The organism is Oceanithermus profundus DSM 14977 (assembly GCF_000183745.1).
In the GTDB taxonomy this organism is placed as follows: Bacteria; Deinococcota; Deinococci; order Deinococcales; family Marinithermaceae; genus Oceanithermus; species Oceanithermus profundus.
On record NC_014761.1, the window covers coordinates 1,345,854 to 1,361,175 of the forward strand.

The 15,322-nt window shown below is 70.4% G+C and carries 18 protein-coding genes and 2 tRNA genes; 13 read left to right on the forward strand and 7 right to left on the reverse strand.

The annotated features are described in order from the left end of the window. The first annotated feature begins 58 nt into the window (after window positions 1-58). The 5 genes from OCEPR_RS06615 to OCEPR_RS06635 all read left to right on the forward strand — a co-directional run bounded on the left by OCEPR_RS06615 (window position 59) and on the right by OCEPR_RS06635 (window position 4,887). Window positions 59-1,117, forward strand: a complete 1,059-nt coding sequence (locus OCEPR_RS06615) for a butyrate kinase (protein WP_245544450.1) — start codon at window positions 59-61, stop codon at window positions 1,115-1,117. Then, window positions 1,098-2,066, forward strand: coding sequence for a bifunctional enoyl-CoA hydratase/phosphate acetyltransferase (locus tag OCEPR_RS06620; protein WP_013457937.1), 969 nt, complete (start codon window positions 1,098-1,100; stop codon window positions 2,064-2,066). The genes OCEPR_RS06615 and OCEPR_RS06620 overlap by 20 nt, the downstream gene beginning before the upstream one ends. Next, window positions 2,053-2,676, forward strand: coding sequence for a c-type cytochrome (locus OCEPR_RS12300; RefSeq protein ID WP_013457938.1), 624 nt, complete (start codon window positions 2,053-2,055; stop codon window positions 2,674-2,676). The genes OCEPR_RS06620 and OCEPR_RS12300 overlap by 14 nt, the downstream gene beginning before the upstream one ends. Window positions 2,677-2,810: 134 nt before the next feature. Continuing rightward, the gene (locus OCEPR_RS06630) at window positions 2,811-4,094 is read left to right on the forward strand and encodes a sulfite oxidase (protein ID WP_013457939.1); all 1,284 of its coding nucleotides are present in this window, start codon (window positions 2,811-2,813) and stop codon (window positions 4,092-4,094) included. A gap of 103 nt (window positions 4,095-4,197) precedes the next feature. Next, window positions 4,198-4,887 carry a c-type cytochrome gene (locus OCEPR_RS06635; protein ID WP_013457940.1) on the forward strand — a complete coding sequence of 230 codons (690 nt, stop codon included), beginning with the start codon at window positions 4,198-4,200 and terminating at the stop codon, window positions 4,885-4,887. 28 nt (window positions 4,888-4,915) lie between these two features. On the opposite strand, the gene OCEPR_RS06640 is transcribed toward OCEPR_RS06635, so the two are convergent. Genes OCEPR_RS06640 through OCEPR_RS06650 form a run of 3 tightly spaced genes read right to left on the reverse strand, consistent with a single transcriptional unit; the run spans window position 4,916 to window position 7,174 of the window. Next, the gene (locus tag OCEPR_RS06640; RefSeq protein WP_013457941.1) at window positions 4,916-5,443 is read right to left on the reverse strand and encodes a 2'-5' RNA ligase family protein; all 528 of its coding nucleotides are present in this window, start codon (window positions 5,441-5,443) and stop codon (window positions 4,916-4,918) included. Window positions 5,444-5,465: 22 nt separating this feature from the next. Next, window positions 5,466-5,942: a phosphoribosyltransferase gene (locus tag OCEPR_RS06645; protein ID WP_013457942.1), complete on the reverse strand. Its 477-nt coding sequence runs from the start codon at window positions 5,940-5,942 to the stop codon at window positions 5,466-5,468. Then, a complete protein-coding gene (locus OCEPR_RS06650) occupies window positions 5,939-7,174 on the reverse strand; it encodes an aspartate kinase (RefSeq protein ID WP_013457943.1) in 1,236 nt (411 codons plus the stop codon). The genes OCEPR_RS06645 and OCEPR_RS06650 overlap by 4 nt, the downstream gene beginning before the upstream one ends. Window positions 7,175-7,225: 51 nt before the next feature. Between OCEPR_RS06650 and OCEPR_RS06655 the strand changes: the two genes are divergently transcribed. The 5 genes from OCEPR_RS06655 to OCEPR_RS06675 are packed head-to-tail and all read left to right on the forward strand — an operon-like array spanning window position 7,226 to window position 10,225. After that, window positions 7,226-8,248: a homoserine dehydrogenase gene (locus OCEPR_RS06655; RefSeq protein WP_013457944.1), complete on the forward strand. Its 1,023-nt coding sequence runs from the start codon at window positions 7,226-7,228 to the stop codon at window positions 8,246-8,248. 1 nt (window position 8,249) lies between these two features. Then, window positions 8,250-9,302 carry a threonine synthase gene (gene thrC, locus OCEPR_RS06660; protein WP_013457945.1) on the forward strand — a complete coding sequence of 351 codons (1,053 nt, stop codon included), beginning with the start codon at window positions 8,250-8,252 and terminating at the stop codon, window positions 9,300-9,302. A 38-nt stretch (window positions 9,303-9,340) separates the two neighbouring features. Then, the gene (locus tag OCEPR_RS06665; protein WP_013457946.1) at window positions 9,341-9,646 is read left to right on the forward strand and encodes a hypothetical protein; all 306 of its coding nucleotides are present in this window, start codon (window positions 9,341-9,343) and stop codon (window positions 9,644-9,646) included. After that, window positions 9,643-9,951 carry a hypothetical protein gene (locus OCEPR_RS06670; RefSeq protein ID WP_013457947.1) on the forward strand — a complete coding sequence of 103 codons (309 nt, stop codon included), beginning with the start codon at window positions 9,643-9,645 and terminating at the stop codon, window positions 9,949-9,951. Before OCEPR_RS06665 ends, OCEPR_RS06670 begins: the two co-directional genes overlap by 4 nt. Continuing rightward, window positions 9,938-10,225 (forward strand): hypothetical protein, encoded by a 288-nt coding sequence (locus OCEPR_RS06675; RefSeq protein ID WP_013457948.1) that lies wholly within the window; start codon window positions 9,938-9,940, stop codon window positions 10,223-10,225. The genes OCEPR_RS06670 and OCEPR_RS06675 overlap by 14 nt, the downstream gene beginning before the upstream one ends. On the opposite strand, the gene OCEPR_RS06680 is transcribed toward OCEPR_RS06675, so the two are convergent. Continuing rightward, entirely contained in the window at window positions 10,222-11,232 is a 1,011-nt protein-coding gene (locus OCEPR_RS06680; protein ID WP_013457949.1) for a S41 family peptidase, read from the reverse strand. The two genes, OCEPR_RS06675 and OCEPR_RS06680, sit on opposite strands and share 4 nt — an antisense overlap. Further along, on the reverse strand, window positions 11,229-12,677 hold the full coding sequence (locus OCEPR_RS06685) for an ATP cone domain-containing protein (RefSeq protein WP_013457950.1): 1,449 nt from the start codon (window positions 12,675-12,677) through the stop codon (window positions 11,229-11,231). Before OCEPR_RS06685 ends, OCEPR_RS06680 begins: the two co-directional genes overlap by 4 nt. 99 nt (window positions 12,678-12,776) lie before the next feature. On the opposite strand from OCEPR_RS06685, the gene OCEPR_RS06690 reads away from it, so the two are divergent. After that, window positions 12,777-12,851, forward strand: a tRNA-Cys gene (locus OCEPR_RS06690). Window positions 12,852-12,857: 6 nt separating this feature from the next. Beyond that, window positions 12,858-12,934, forward strand: a tRNA-Val gene (locus tag OCEPR_RS06695). Between the two features lie 34 nt (window positions 12,935-12,968). Here OCEPR_RS06695 and OCEPR_RS06700 read toward each other — a convergent pair. After that, window positions 12,969-13,373: a hypothetical protein gene (locus tag OCEPR_RS06700; RefSeq protein ID WP_013457951.1), complete on the reverse strand. Its 405-nt coding sequence runs from the start codon at window positions 13,371-13,373 to the stop codon at window positions 12,969-12,971. A gap of 83 nt (window positions 13,374-13,456) precedes the next feature. Between OCEPR_RS06700 and OCEPR_RS06705 the strand changes: the two genes are divergently transcribed. Beyond that, complete coding sequence (locus tag OCEPR_RS06705; protein WP_013457952.1) at window positions 13,457-14,764, forward strand: replication-associated recombination protein A; 1,308 nt, start codon at window positions 13,457-13,459, stop codon at window positions 14,762-14,764. 4 nt (window positions 14,765-14,768) lie between these two features. Here the strand turns inward: OCEPR_RS06705 and OCEPR_RS12305 are convergent, their stop codons facing one another. After that, window positions 14,769-15,317, reverse strand: coding sequence for a hypothetical protein (locus OCEPR_RS12305; RefSeq protein ID WP_013457953.1), 549 nt, complete (start codon window positions 15,315-15,317; stop codon window positions 14,769-14,771). Window positions 15,318-15,322: the final 5 nt, after the last annotated feature.

The following is a 15,322-nucleotide window of genomic DNA, read 5'->3' on the forward strand; positions in this document are numbered from 1 at the left end:
TCGTATTAAGTACGCGTGAGGAAGCGGCTGCGCGTCGGCGCGCATGTATCCTGGGGTCGTGAGGGTATTCGCGATCAACCCCGGTTCGACGAGCACCAAACTGGCCCTCCTGGAGGTCGACGCGTCCGAAGCGCGGCTCCTGGAAGAGGAGGTCGTGCGCCACGCGCCGGCCCCCAGCCTGGCGGCCGACCTCGAACGCCGGCGCGAGCAGGTCCTTACCCAGGCGCAGGCCTGGGCCCCCTTCGACGCCTTGGCCGCTCGCGGAGGGCTCCTGGGCCCGCTGCCCGCCGGCGTCTACGTGGTGGACGAAGCCATGGTGCGCGTCTGCCTGGAGGCCCCGCACGGCGCCCACCCCGCCAACCTGGCCGCCCCGCTGGCGCTCGAGCTGGCCCGGCGCTACGGCGTGCCCGCCTTCGTGGTGGACCCGCCCACCGTCGACGAACTGGAGGAGGTGAACCGCATCAGCGGGGCCCCGGGCGTTCCCCGGCGCAGCCGGGTGCACGCCCTCAACCTGCGCTACACCGCACGCAAGGTGGCCGCCGAACTGGGGGCGCGGTTCGAGGAGGTCCCGCTCGTGGGGGCGCACCTGGGGGGCGGCACCTCGGTGGTGCGCTTCGCCCGCGGGCGCATGGTCGACACCAACGACGCCCTTTTGGGCGAGGGGCCTTTCAGCCCCAACCGCGCGGGCACCGTTCCCGTCTACGGCGTCATCGAAAAGACCGCCCGCGACGGGCGGCAGGCGGCCCGCAACTTCTTCGGCCGTGCGTCGGGGTTCAAAGGGCTCCTGGGCACCGACGACCTGCGCCGGGTCGAGGCGCGGCTCGACGAGCCCCAGGTACGTTTGACCACGGACGCCTACGCGCTCCAGGTGGTAAAATACATGTTGGGCCTGGCGGCGGGCGAACGTCCGCAAGCCTTCTTCCTCACCGGGGCCGGGGCGCGCTTTGGCTACGTCGTCCGGCAGATCGAAGCGCGCCTGAGCTGGGCCGCGCCGGTGCACGTGCACCCGGGCGAGTTCGAGATGCAGGCTTTGGCCACGGGGGCGTGGCGCGCGCTCTCCGGCCAGGAAAATCCCAAGCGGATGGACGAGGTACGCCATGGAAGCGCTGGACTTTAAAGAAATCCAACCCCTGCGGGACATGACGGGCCTGCTCGAGCTCGCCCGCCTGATCGCCCAAGTGGGCGGCCCCAAGAAGGTGGCCGTCGCCGCCGCCGAAGAAGCCCACGTCATCGAGGCCGTCAACGAGGCGCGCATCGAAGGGCTGGTGCACCCCATCCTCTTCGGCAACCCCGAGCGCATCCGCCGCATCGCCAGCGAGCTGGGCATCCGCACCCAGAACCTCGAGATCCGCCACGCCAAGAACCCCGCCGAGGCGGCGGAATTGGCCACCCAGGCCGTCTCCAGCGGCGAGGCCGACATCCTCATGAAGGGGATGGTGCAGTCGTCCGACTTCCTGCGCGCCGCGCTCAACCGCGAGTGGGGCCTGCGCACCGGCCGGCTCCTCTCCCACGTCCTCATCTACGAGGCCAAGGGCTACGACCGCCTCTTCTTCATGTCCGACGGGGCCATGAACATCAACCCCGACCTCAAGGCCAAGATCCAGATCGTCGAGAACGCGGTCACGCTGGCCCACGTGCTGGGCGTGAACCCGCCCAAGGTGGCGCTCCTCGCCGCGGTGGAGGTGGTCAACCCCGAGATGGACACCGCCGTCGAAGACGCCATCATCGCCAAGATGGCCGACCGCGGGCAGATCAAGGGAGCGGTCATCGACGGACCCCTCGCGCTCGACAACGCCGTCAGCGAGGAGGCGGCCCGCATCAAGGGCATCAAGAGCCCCGTCGCCGGCAAGGCCGACATCCTGATCGTCGACAACATCGACGTGGGCAACGTCTTCTACAAGAGCCTGATCTACTTCGCGCGGGTGCGCGGGGCCGGCCTGATCATGGGAGCGCGCGCGCCGATGGTGCTCACCAGCCGCGCCGACCCCGAAGAGGTGAAGTTCCTCTCGCTGGCCACCGCGGTCATCGCCGCGGAGCGCCTGCCCTACGTGCATGAGGCGGTTTAACCCGGCGACGCTGGCCCGGCTCGGGGTGCTGCTGTCGCTCGCGGCGGCGGGGGCGCCGCTGCCGCCGGCGCCCGGTGCGGAGCTGGTCTACCGGCACTGCACGAGCTGCCACGCAATCACGACGGTGCTCGCGGCGCGCGGCCTCGACCGACCCGGGTGGTCGGCCGTCCTCGCGCGCATGGAGGGTTACGGCCTCGCGCTTCCCAAGGAGGAGCGCGCGCGCCTGCTCGACTACCTGACCGCCCGGCTCGGCGACCGCCCCGCGGCCACCGCTGCGCCCGTCCCCGCCGCCGGCGGGGAGGCGCTCTACCGGGAACACTGCGCCGCCTGCCACGAAGACCCCGACCGCGCGCCGCCGCTCGTGGGGCGCCCCGAATGGGGCGATCACCCCGACTACCTGGCGCAGGTCGTCGTCTTCGGGGTGTCGGGGCCGCTGCCCGGAACCCCCTACGCCGGCGCCATGGAGCCGCTCCCCTACCTCGACGACGCCGCGGTGGCCCGCATCGTGGGTTACCTCTCAGGCGTGCCCTTCACGGCGGAGGACGTCGCCCGGGAGCGCGCGCGGGGGTGGACCCCCTCCCTGGTGCGGCTCTTTCGCCCGCTCCCCTGAGGCACCGGAGCAAGGCCGACGGGAACGTGTAATTTTATACCGTTTGCCTTGAATGTCCTAAGAAAAAGTAGTATATTACCCCCACACCCCAAGGTGTGCGGCGGCGTATGGCCGCGCCTACAGGAGGAGGGATTATGAAGGAGCAGCAAGCAACCGGTATGACCCGCAGGGACCTTTTCAAGCGCGCCGGTGCGGCTTCGGCGGCGCTCGGCTTCTTTCCGGTCGTCACGCGGTTCGCCCGCGCCCAGGCCGCGCCCAAGGCCAACGAGGTGGTGATCGGCAAGGACCCGCGCCTGATCGTGCACAACTCCAAGACCGGCGTGCTGGAGACCCCGCTCGACATCCTGCGCGAGTACGAGGTCACCCCGAAGCAGTTCCTCTACATCCGCAACAACCAGGTGCTCGAAGGCGGCAAGACCAACGAGCCCATCCCCCTCGAGGGCTGGCCCGTGGAGATCGTGGGCATGGTGCTGCGCCCCGCCCACTTCGACGCCAGCGTCCTCAAGGACCTGCCCCAGCACGAGGTGAAGATGGTGCTCCAGTGCTCGGGCAACGGCCGCAGCTTCTTCGCCAAGTATGGCGCCAAGGCCAAGGGCACCCAGTGGGGGCACGGCGGCATGGGCCAGACCGTCTGGAAGGGGCCCAAGCTCGTTGACGTGCTCGCGCACTTCAAGGTGGAGCCCCACGAGGCGGCGCAGTTCCTCACGGTCAACGGCCGCGACCTGCCGCCCAAGACCGGGGGCCGCCCCGACTTCGAGCACAGCCTTCCCTGGTCGAACGACCCCGAGACCGACTGGATCGGCCGCGACGTGATGGAGAACGCCATCCTCGCCATCGAGATGAACGGCGAGCCCATTCCCGCGGTGCACGGCGGCCCGGTGCGCCTGATCGTGCCCGGCTACTACGGCACGATGAACGTCAAGTGGGTCGGCCAGATCCGCTTCGAAGCCCGCGAGAGCTACAACTACAACCAGGTCTTCCGCTACCGGGTTCCCCTCTACCCGGTCGAACCCGGCCAGTACGACAAGAAGAAGCAGGGCTTCGAGAACTCGCGCCCCAACTGGCACCAGAAGGTGAAGGCCGTGGTCTTCGCCCCCCTCGACGGCGAGCAGGTGAAGGCCGGCACGGTCAAGTTCTGGGGCGTGGCCTGGAACGACGGCGTGCAGCCGATCGAGCAGGTCCTCGTCTCCAAGGATCAGGGAAAGACCTGGGTCTCGGCCAAGATCACCGCGCCCGACAGCCCTTACGCCTGGTACAAGTGGGAGATCTACCTGCCCATGAGCGCCGGCGAGCACGAGGTCTGGGTCCGCGCCATCGATCGCTGGGGCCGCGCCCAGCCGCTCGACGGTGTGGTGGACTGGAACCCCTCGGGTTACGAGTGGAACGGCGCCGACAAGATCAAGGTGAAGGTAAGCTAACCCCCGACACGCGCCGCCTCGCCTCCGCGGGGCGGCCTTTTCCATGTAAACTACGCGCGTACCGCCGCACCGCATCCGGTGCCGCCCTAGCGATGGAGGACGAATGAAAAAAGGGATCTTGATCGCACTCCTGCTCGCCGGCCTGGCCGTGGCCGAGGAGCTCCCCAAGGGACCCGGCGTCGATCTGGTCTACGCCAAGTGCCAGATCTGCCACGACCTCACCTACCCCCTGCAGAACGCGGGCCTCAGCGAAGCCGACTGGGAAGGCATCGTCGACGACATGATCGACTACGGGGCCCCCATCAACGAGGAGGAGCGGGCCGCCATCATCAAGTACCTGGCCACCTACCTCGGCCCCAACCCGCCCCCGGCCGAGGAGGCCGCCGCGTCTGAGGCCCCCGCCGGTGTCGACGGCAAGGCCGCCTACGCGGCCAACTGCGCGGGCTGCCACCAGGCCGAGGGGCAGGGGGTGCCGGGCGCCTTCCCGCCGCTCAAGGGGAACCCGGTGCTGGTGAAGGACGCCACCTACCCGGCGCTGGTGGTGCTCTTCGGGCTGCAGGGCAAGATCGAGGTGAACGGGGCCGCCTACAACGGGGCGATGCCTCCTCTCGGCCACCTGGACGACGCGACGGTGGCGGCGCTGGTCAACTACCTGCTGCAGGAATTCAACGAAGAGCTGCTGCCCAAGGACTTCAAGCCGCTGGACGCCGCAACGGTCGCCGAGCTGCGCAAGAAGGCGCTGACGCCGAAACAGGTGCAGGCGTTCCGGCAGAAGCTGTTGAACGGCGAGTAGCTCCGAGCCGCAGGCTTCGCCGCCCGGTTCAGGCCGGGCGGCTCGTTTCTTGGTTTTCGAGGCCGCCCAGCGGCAGCCGGGCGATCTCGATGAGGTCGCCCCCGTCGTCGTCGGTCACGAGGGCGACCTCACGGACGGTGAACGACTTGCGCGGCGGCGGCGGCAGCTTCGCCGCCAGCTCCCGGGCCTCCTCGTCGCTGAGGCCCAGGGCCAGCGTCAGGTGGGGGATGTAGCTGGGGCCCTCGATCTCCTGCTCGGGCTCGGCCAGGGGCTCGAGCGCATGGTACAGGCGCTGGAAGGGGCCGCCCCCGTAGGCGCGCAGGTAGACGACGCCGCCGCCGAAGGTGCGCCAGTCGCCCAGGCGCACCCGAAAGGGCTCGTGGCCGCGCAGGATGCCCTCGACGCCCCGTCGCAGCGCCTCCTGGCTCCAGCGCCACTTGAAGGGCTGGCGCAGGTTGAGGTGGGGCGGGCCGTAGCCGGAAACGCCGTGCGCTTCGGAGAGTTGCTGCATCCATTCGCTCAGGTCGTCGGGAGGCCACGCCAGGATGCCGTACACGTGTGCCAGTATACTCCGCCGCTCAGGGACCCCATTCCCGGGACCTTTCCGGATCCCAGGGGTAGACGATCCAGGCGTCGGTCTCCTCGCCATAGAAGTCGGGGGCGTCTTCGGGAAAGTGGCTGAACTTGGGCTTGTAGTGCAGCACGGCCACCGTCGGCGCCCCGCCCGCCTGAGCGACCCGCTCCCGCACCGCCAGCGCCGTCTTTCCGGAGTCCCAGACGTCGTCCACGATGAGGACGCGCTTTCCGATCAGCAGCGCGTCGCCCGGGAACTGCAGGAAATGGGGTTCTTCGAGGGCCTGCTGCTCGCCCTGGTAGAACATAACCGCCGCGGTCATGACATTGCGCAGGTCCATCGCTTCGCTGACGAGCGCCCCGGGGATCATGCCGCCGCGGGTGATGGCGAGCACCACGTCGTAGTCTTCGGGGTTCAGCTGGGCGATCAGCTTGCCCGCGAGCCGGGTGATGTCGTTCCAATCGAGGATGACCTTGTTCATTCGCCGTTCCCTTCCTCGGTGCGGTCCAGACCGAAGGTGCGGTGGATCTCGCGGGCGGCCGCCTCCGCGAACTCGGCGGGGATGATGACCGAGATGCGCACCTCGCTGGTCGCGATCATCTCGATGTTCGCCCCCACGCGCGCGACCGCGTCGAACATGCGCGAGGGGATGCCCGGGGTCGAGGCCAGCGCCACCCCGACGATCGAGACCTTGGCGATCGCGGGGTTGTAGGTCACCTCGCCCCCCATCTCGGCGGTGAGTTCACGCAACGCCTCGAGCGCGTCCTCGGCGTAGTCCTTGGGCACGGTGAAGGCCATCTGGGTGCGGCTGGCGTCGTGCCCCGGCACCCCCTGGATGATCATGTCCACGGCGATGCCGCGCTCGGCCAGCTTCTCGAAGACGCGGCTGGCGATCCCGGGACGGTCGGGGATCCCCACCAGGCCGATCTGGGCCTGACCTTCGTCGATGGCCACTCCGGTCACGGGACGGTCGAGTTTCATGGCTTCCTCCGATACGATGGTGCCCTTGCTGAAGTTGAAGGCGCTGCGCACGTGCAGGCGCACGCCGTAGCGCTTGGCGTACCAGACCGCGCGCGGGTGCAGCACCTTGGCGCCCAGCGCGGCCATCTCGATCATGGGGTCGTAGGCGATGTGGTCGATCTTGCTGGCCGCGGGAATACGGTGCGGATCGGTGGTGAAGACGCCGTCGGTGTCGGTGAAGATCTCGGCTTCGTGCGCGCCCACCGCTGCGGCCAGCGCCACCGCGGTGGTATCGGACCCCCCGCGGCCCAGGGTGTTGAGTTCGCCTTCGGGGGTCGTGCCCATGAACCCGCCCACGACGGCGACGTACCCGTCGCGCACGGCCTCCAGGATCTTGCCGGGGCGCACCTCGACGATGCGGGCGTTGGTGTAGCGGCCGTCGGTGGTGATCCCGATCTGGTGCTGCACGAAGGCGCGCGCCGGCAGGCCCAGCGCCTGGAGCTGCAAGGCCAGGAGCGCGGCCGACTGCTGCTCGCCGGTGGTGGTCAGCAGGTCGAGTTCGCGCGGCTCGGGTCTGGGGTTGACCCGACGGGCCAGGGCGATCAGCTCGTCGGTGCTGCGCCCCATGGCCGAGACGACGACGATCAGGTCGTGCCCCTTTTCGCGGTAGTGCTGGATGCGTTGGGCGACCTTGTGGATCCGGTCCAGGTCGCCCACGGAGGTGCCGCCGTATTTCTGGACGATGAGCGCCATACTTGAGTGTGTATCGTATCACAAGCACCGCGGTGAACGTATAATCGCCCCATGGAAACGCTGCGCATCGCACTCCTTGGGGCGGGCACGGTTGGCAGCGGGTTCGTCAAGCTCCTCGACGAACACCGCGGGCGCTTCCGGGCGCTGGGCCTCGAGCCCGCCCTGACCGGCATCCTCGTGCGCGACCCCCGCAAACCGCGGCCCGGCTGGGTTCCGGAAGGGCTGCTGACCACCGACGTCGGGCGGGTCTTCGAGGAGGTCGACGTCGTCGTCGAACTCATGGGAGGCACCGAGCGTGCGGGGCGGCTGGTCCTCGACGCCCTGGGCCAGGGGCTGCCGGTGATCACCGCCAACAAGGCGCTCCTGGCGGAACGCTGGGAGGAGCTCAAACCCCACGCCATGGAGGGCCTCCTCTACTACGAGGCCAGCGTCATGGCGGGGACGCCCGTGATCGAACCGCTCTCCGGCGTGCTCCGCGGCAACCGCACGCTCGAGCTGCACGGAATCCTGAACGGCAGCACCAACTACGTCATCGGCCGCATGGAAGACGGCCTGGGCTTTGCCGAGGCCCTCGCCGAGGCGCAGGCCAAGGGCTTCGTCGAGGAGGACCCGTTCCTCGACGTCGGCGGCATCGACGCCGCCCACAAACTCACCGTGCTCGCCCGCCTCGCCGTCGACCCCGACTTTTCCTGGGAAGAGGTGCGCGCCGCCACCCGCGGCATCCAGGAGCTGACCCGCGAGCAGATCTTCGAGGCCGAGGCCGAGGGCAAACGCATCCGCCTGGTGGCGAGCCTGGTTCCCAACGGCGGCCGCTGGAAGGCTTCGGTGCGCCCGGTCAAGCTGCTGGCGGACCACCCGCTGGCCCAGGCGGCGCAGGCGCGCAACGCCCTGCTCTACCGGGGCGACGCCGTCGGCGAGGTCCTGATCAGCGGCGGGGGAGCCGGCAGCGCGGTAACGGCCAGCGCGGTCGTGGGCGACCTGCTGCGCATGCTCGAGGGTTACCCGGGCCACCCGCCGCTGCCCGAGCCCGTACCCGTGCCCGACTACGAGCCCGAGATCCTGGAGGAAGCCTGACGTGCGCCGCCCCCTGCTCGAACGCTACCGCGACCGCCTCCCCGTCGGTCCCGACACCCCGATCGTGAGCCTGCTCGAGGGCGACACCCCGCTGGTTCCGCTCAAGGGACCCCCCGAGGCCCGCGAACGCGGCGTGCGCCTCTTCGCCAAGTACGAGGGCGCGAACCCCACGGGCAGCTTCAAGGACCGCGGCATGACGATGGCCGTTAGCAAGGCCGCCGAGCACGGCGCCGCGGCCGTCGCCGCGGCCAGCACCGGCAACACCGCCGCCTCGGCCGCCGCTTACGCCGCGCGCGCGGGAATGAAGGCGATCGTCGTCCTCCCCGCCGGCTACGTGGCCGCCGGCAAGGTGGCCCAAAGCCTGGTGCACGGCGCGCGCATCGTCCAGGTGAGCGGCAACTTCGACGACGCCCTGCGCCTGGTGCGCGAGCTGACCGAACGCTATCCGGTCACCCTGGTCAACTCGGTCAACCCCTTCCGCATCCAGGGGCAGAAGACGCTCGCCTTCGAGGTGGCCGACGAGCTCGGCCGCGCCCCCGACTACCACGCGCTCCCCGTCGGCAACGCCGGCAACATCACCGCCCACTGGATGGGCTACTCCGAGCTCTATGAGGACGGCACCCTGGAAACCCGCCCCCGCATGCTCGGCTTCCAGGCGGCCGGCGCCGCCCCGATCGTGCGCGGCGAACCGGTGGCCGAACCCAAGACCGTGGCCACGGCCATCCGCATCGGCCGCCCCGCCAGCTGGGAGGGCGCCACCCGCGCCCGGGACGAGTCGGGCGGGGCCATCGAGGCGGTGACCGACGAGGAGATCCTGCGCGCCTACCACTACCTGGCGCACGGCGAGGGGCTGTTCGTGGAACCAGCTTCGGCCGCCGGCTTGGCCGGGGTCTGGCGCTGGCTGCGTGAAGGGCGGATCGAAGATGGCGCCACCGTGGTCCTCACCCTGACCGGCCATGGGCTCAAGGATCCGGGCACCGCCGAGCGCGAGGTGCGCCTGCCCGACCCCGTCCCCCCCACCCTGGACGCGGTGGCCCGGGCCGCGGGACTCTAGCTCACGCCGCCCCCACGCACACGGGTAAACTGTGGACCATGGACAAGAGCGCGAGGAAAGAGCCCTTTCCCGGAGCCTACTACGCGGGCCTCTTCATCACCCTGGCCCTGCTGCTCCTGATGATCGTCATCGCCAGCGCCCTGCCGCCGGGGCCGGCCGGCGCGTTTTTCGCCTTCGTGCTTGGGTTGACCGTCAACCCCAAGTACGCGCCCTGGTTCGCCCTGGTCGGGCTGCTGGGTGCGGTGCTCGGCTTTGCGGGGGACGAACCGATGGTCGCCTGGGGGGGTGCCGCCCTCGTGGTTTCGCAGGCGCTCGTCTACCTTTGGCACCGCAAAGGGTCATGAGGCTGAGCGCCGAACGCACCACCCGGGCGATGATGATCGCCGGCGCGGTCTTCTACGTCTACTGGACCTTCGTCGAACCCAGCGCCGCGGGCCAGGCGCTGGCGGTGGGCACGCTCTTCGGCGGGGGCTCGTTCAGCTACGCGCCCCGCCCTCGGCCGATCCCGTTCGTGCTGGGGTTCGCCGCGGTGCTGTTCGTCGTCCACCTGCTCAGGGGGGCGCCCCTCCTCTTCGCCGAAGGCTACGCCGTCGGCGCGGGGCTGCCCTGGCTGATCCACCGCTTCGCCCCCCGTCATGACGCCGACTAAGCTCAAGGGCCTGCTCGTCTGGGCGGCGCTCTTGCTCTCGCTCTACTGGAGCCTGGTCGAACCCGATCCCCAGGGGCTGGCGCTGGCGCTGGGCCTGCTCCTGGGCGCGGGCAGCCTGATCTACCGAACCGGGGTGGAGCTGGTCGTGCCGGTGGCGCTGCTGGCGCTGGCGGTGGGGGTTCTGGAGGTGCAGAACGGCCGGCTGGCGCCGTACCTGCTGGGTTTCCTGGTGGGCCTTTTCGCCCCCCTGGGTGCGGCGCGCTGGCTCCGCTAGCGGGTGCGCAAAAGCTTCACGGCGGCTTCGAGCTGGGCCCCCTCGTCGGCCACCGCCACGTCGGGCTCGACGCCCCGACCCTCCCAGGTGGGCGCCCCCACAGGGGCCAGCACCCCGCTGGCCAGCATGGCCACGCCGCCGTCGGGGAAGCAGTAAGGCAGCACCACCTCGGTGTTGCCGGCCGTCGTCTCCCCCACCAGCCGCGCGCGGCCGGCGCGTTTCAACGCTCCGGCCAACCCCTCGGCCGCCGAGTTGACGTTGCGGTTGATCAGCACCACAAGGGGCTTGTCGGTCAGCGGCCGGCCCCAGAAGGGCAGCGTGGGCTGCGGCGTCACCCCCTTGGTGCGGGTCACGATGCGCCAGGGCAGGCCGCGCATGAAGACGCCGGCCACCTCGGCCATCACGTAGGCCAAGCCGCCCGGGTTGTCGCGCAGGTCGAGGATGTAGCCTTGGACCCCTTCGGACTCCAGGCCGCGCACGGCCTCGGCCAGCCGCCGCGCGACGTCCGGTTCCACGAGCTGGGGAACGCGCAGGTAGGCGATGCCGTCCTCGAGGCGGCGGTAGCTGAAGGGATCCCAACCCGCCTCCGCGCCCCCTCCCGGCGCGTCGGGCGCCGCGGAGCCCGGGCCGTCGCCTTCGGGTGCGGGCGCCGCGGGTCCGGGCGCCGGAGGCTGCGGCCGCTCGACCGGAAAGGGCAGCGGCAGGCACAGCGCCCCCCGCAACGCGGCGCGGGCCTCGTCGGGGGCGAGCACGCGCGAGTGGTCGTCCCCCAGCTCGCCGTACATGCGGTCGAGCAGGCGGTAGACCTCGTCCCAGGAGGCGGCCGCGGCCACCTGCGGCCGGTAGCGCTCGCCGATGGCCCGCCAGTCGACCCCCAGGTGGTCTTCGTCCCAGTAGAACTCGTCGACGAGCCGCCAGGCCTGATCGAACCGGGTCAGGTAGTCGGGGGCCGCCGCGGCGGCCAGCCCCGACGCCAGCACGAGGGTCAGGAGCAGGCTTCGCATCATGCGCGCGCACCGTCGCGCTCTTGGGCGCGGAACAGGTCGTGGAAGCGTTCGGTGATGACCTCGAGCCCCTTGTCCACGGCCTTGTCGAGGTTGTCGCCGGGAATCACCGGCACGCCCATCGCCCGGGCGAGGGCCTCGAGGTGGTCCTGGATCATCCGCAGCGCCCCGAAGTTGGCCAGGTACTTGTCCACCGGCCGCCGGCCCGAGGTCTCGCGCTCGCGCAGGCGGAAACGGTCGCGGTGGAGCTTTTCGTCGCGCACCACCACGAGCATGGGGATCTGCACCACCTCCGACTGCAGCGGGTGGCTGAGGAAGCCCGGAACGACGTGCACCCCCTCGATGACCACCGAGGTGCGCTCGCGGGCGTTGCGCTCCTGAATGGCGCGGATGCCCACGCTCACCCGGGCCACCTGGTCGCGGAACCCCTGGAGGACCACCTCGTCCCCGGGTTCGCCCTCGAGCCCCAGCACCTCGGCCAGCGCCTTCCAGGCGTCGAACGAAGAGGTGTGCAGGGTGGGCACCAGGTCGCGGGTCGTGGTGGCGCGCAAGATCTCGCGCACCGAGTCGCTCGAGGTCATGCGGGTGATGCCCAGCCGGTAGGCCAGCGAGGCGGCGAGGGTGCTCTTGCCCACGCCGCTCACGCCGCCGATGAGGATGTGCATGGGGCGCTCGAGCCGGCGCACCGCGCGCAGCACCCGGTAGCGCTCGGCGACCTCCTCACCGATGCGGCGCTCCAGCAGGCGGGCCACCCGCTCGCGCAGTTCGTCGCGCCCCACGACCCGGCGCCCGTCGCGGATCAGTTCGCGCTCGACCTCGCGCGCCAGACGGTAGGCGCGGTCGGGCGTGAGCCCAGCGGCCATCAGCGACTGGGAAAGGATTCCTTTGGAAAAGGGCACCCGGGGCTCCCCGCCGGGCTCGACCACGAAGATGCCGCCCCCGTACTCGAGCCGCTTCTGGTAGCGCTTGCGGGCGTCCTTGCCGTACTGCTCCTTGATGATCTGGGCGACGAAATCCTCGAGTTCGTCGGCCTCGATGCGCACCTTCCCCGCCTGGCGCAGGCGCTGCTCCACCTGCTTGGCCAGCGCGTGCGCCTCGCGCAGCGAAAAGCCGGCCTCCTCGAGGCTGCGCACCAACAACCCCTTCGAGAAGGGGCGCTCGCCGTGCTCGTCCTCGACGAGGATTTCTTCGAAACTCTGCGTCTGCCGCGCCACCCGCGCGGCGGCTTCGGGGCCGAGGCGCTCGGCGACGGCCTCGGTCATGCGCCGCTTCAGCTCCTCGCTGGCGATCTGCGTCGCCCCGCTCGCGCGCAGCGAGCGCTCGATCGCGTGGGCGATCTCGTCGGCGACGCTCAACTCGACGCCGGCGTTGACGAGCGACTCGATGACCAGCCCCTTGGAAAAAGGCCAGCGCATCCCGCGCGAGGTGGTCACGTAGATCTCCGGCATCGCTGCATTATAGCCCGTGCGGATTAAAGGTTTGTGCGCCCCTGGACGCGCATTCGTTGACAGCCCCATGCGCGCGTGCTAGCATGAACCCTGCTACGGGGCGCCGTAGCCAAGTGGTAAGGCAGAGGTCTGCAAAACCTCCATTCGCCGGTTCGAATCCGGCCGGCGCCTCCACTACGCGGGCGCGTAGCTCAGGTGGCTAGAGCGCTACCTTGACACGGTAGAGGTCGGAGGTTCAAGTCCTCTCGCGCCCACCAGAACACCCCCGGCCACGGCCGGGGGTTCGCCTTGTTAGCGGGGCGGGTGGGCGATCAGGTAGACGGCGGCGTTCTTCCCCGGAAACAGGAAGTATTCGACGAAGAGCTCGCGCTCCCCGGCCCGCCAGCGCTCGAGGACGAAGCGGTCCTCGCCCGAAAGCGGCCGGGCTTCGCGGGCGGTGCGAACGTAATCCGCCTTTTCCAGCGCCAGGGCCAGCGCCTTTTCCAGGACGTAGGCGTCGCCGTGGACCAGGAAGCAGGCGTTCTCCCAGCCTTTCGCCTCGAGCGGCTCCCAGAAGCCGCGCGGAACCGGGCAGGCCTCCATCGCGAGCGCTTCGGACCCGTCGGGCAGGACGACCGCGGGATCGTAGTCCAGCCTTGGCGCGGTTGCGAGGGCGAGGGCCAGTAGCCCCGCCGCCGCGAAGCTCCAGCGTTTCACGGGGCCAGCCTAACAGGTCCAGCGGTGGCGAATGTACCCAATGGGATTATGTTATTTACGTAATCCGTGGTAGACTGGAACCGATGAGCCTCTTCACCCCCCGCGCCCCCCTGGCCGAACGCCTGCGCCCCCGGACGCTCGACGAGGTGGTGGGGCAGGAACACCTGACGGGCCCGGGCAAACCCCTGCGGGTCATGCTCGAGAACGGCCGCCTCGCCTCGATGATCTTCTGGGGACCGCCGGGCACCGGCAAGACGACGCTGGCGCGCATCCTCGCGAACGGGGTCGACGCCCGCTTCGTCGCCATGAGCGCGGTGAGCGCCGGGGTGAAGGAGGTGCGCGAGGCCGTCAAGCAAGCGCAGGAGGCCGTGAGCGCAGGGCGGCCGACCGTCCTCTTCCTCGACGAGGTGCACCGCTTCAACAAGGCCCAGCAGGACGCCCTGCTGCCCCACGTGGAGTCGGGGTTGCTGACCCTGATCGGGGCGACGACCGAGAACCCCTCGTTCGAGGTGAACCCGGCGCTGCGCTCGCGGGCGCGGGTCTACGTGCTGAAGGCGCTGGGCGAGGACGACCTGATGCGGGTGCTCGAGCGCGCCCTGATCAGCTCCGAGGGCCTGCCCGAGGCCGAGGCCGAGGAGGAGGCGCTGCGCCTCATCGCCGCCGCGGCCATGGGCGACGCGCGCCGGGCCCTGAACGCGCTCGAACTGGCCGCCGAGCTGGGCGGCGGGCGCGTCACCCTCGATGCCGCCCGCGAGGCCCTGGGGGCGGGCCAGCCCGTCTTCGACAAGGGCGGCGAGGCCTTCTACGACCTGATCAGCGCCCTGCACAAGAGCGTGCGCGGCTCGCACGTGGACGCCGCGCTCTACTACCTGGCGCGCATGCTCGCCGGCGGCGTGGACCCGCTCTACGTGGGCCGCCGGCTGGTGCGGATGGCCAGCGAGGACGTGGGCCTGGCCGACCCGGGAGCGCTCCGGCAGGCGCTGGCGGCGGTCGAGGCTTACCAGCTCCTCGGCAGCCCCGAGGGCGAGCTGGCGCTGGCCCAGGCCACGGTCTACCTGGCGCTGGCGCCCAAGTCGAACTCGGTCTACCGCGCCTTTGCGGCCGCGCGGCGCGCGGTGGAGACCCACCCCGACGCCGAGGTGCCGCTGCACCTGCGCAACGCCCCCACCAAACTGATGAAGGAGCTGGGCTACAGCCGGGGGTACGCCTACTACCACGACGACCCCGAGGGCAGCTTCGCCCAGGCCTACCTGCCCGAACCCCTCGAGCCCATGCGTTTCTTCGACCCCCGCGGCGAGGGCTGGGAACGCAAGGTGGCCGAGCGCTACCGCGAGCTGCGCCAGCGCTTTAGCGCCGCCCGGCGCAAGGAGCCGCCGGACCCCGCCCGCTGAAAACTCAGAAGCGGTAGCCCGCCGAAACGCTGAGGATCGGGTTCCCCTCGCTGGACATCAGGAATCCGCCCTCGAAGAGCCAGCGGTCCTGACGGTAGACGACGCTCGCCCCGCCCAGCCAGGCGCCGCCGAAGTCGCTCACCGCGGCGTACATCCCCCGGCCGATCACGGTGAGCTCGTCGGTCGCCTGGAAGAGGGCCTCGGCGTCGACCGTGAAGGGCAGGCTCGGCCCGCCCGACGAACTGAAGACGGCCCAAGGAACGGTGAGCCCGGCGGCGACGCTGAAGCGGTCCGCTACCTTCTGCTTGACCCCGCCGCGCAGGCCAATCTGGGTCGAGACGCTGAACTCGGTCTCGCCGTTCCCCCAGCGGTAGGCCAGGTACGGGAGACCGCCCACGGGGGCGTCGGAACTCACGGCCACCACGCCGGTCAGGCCGACGACGACCTGCTGCCCGTCGGCCGGCTCGGCGGTTTCGAAGGTCGCCACCGGCAGGCAGGCGTTCAGCAACGCGAGCAGGGCCGCCCCCACCACGAGCCTTCCGAGTGTTTTCATACCAC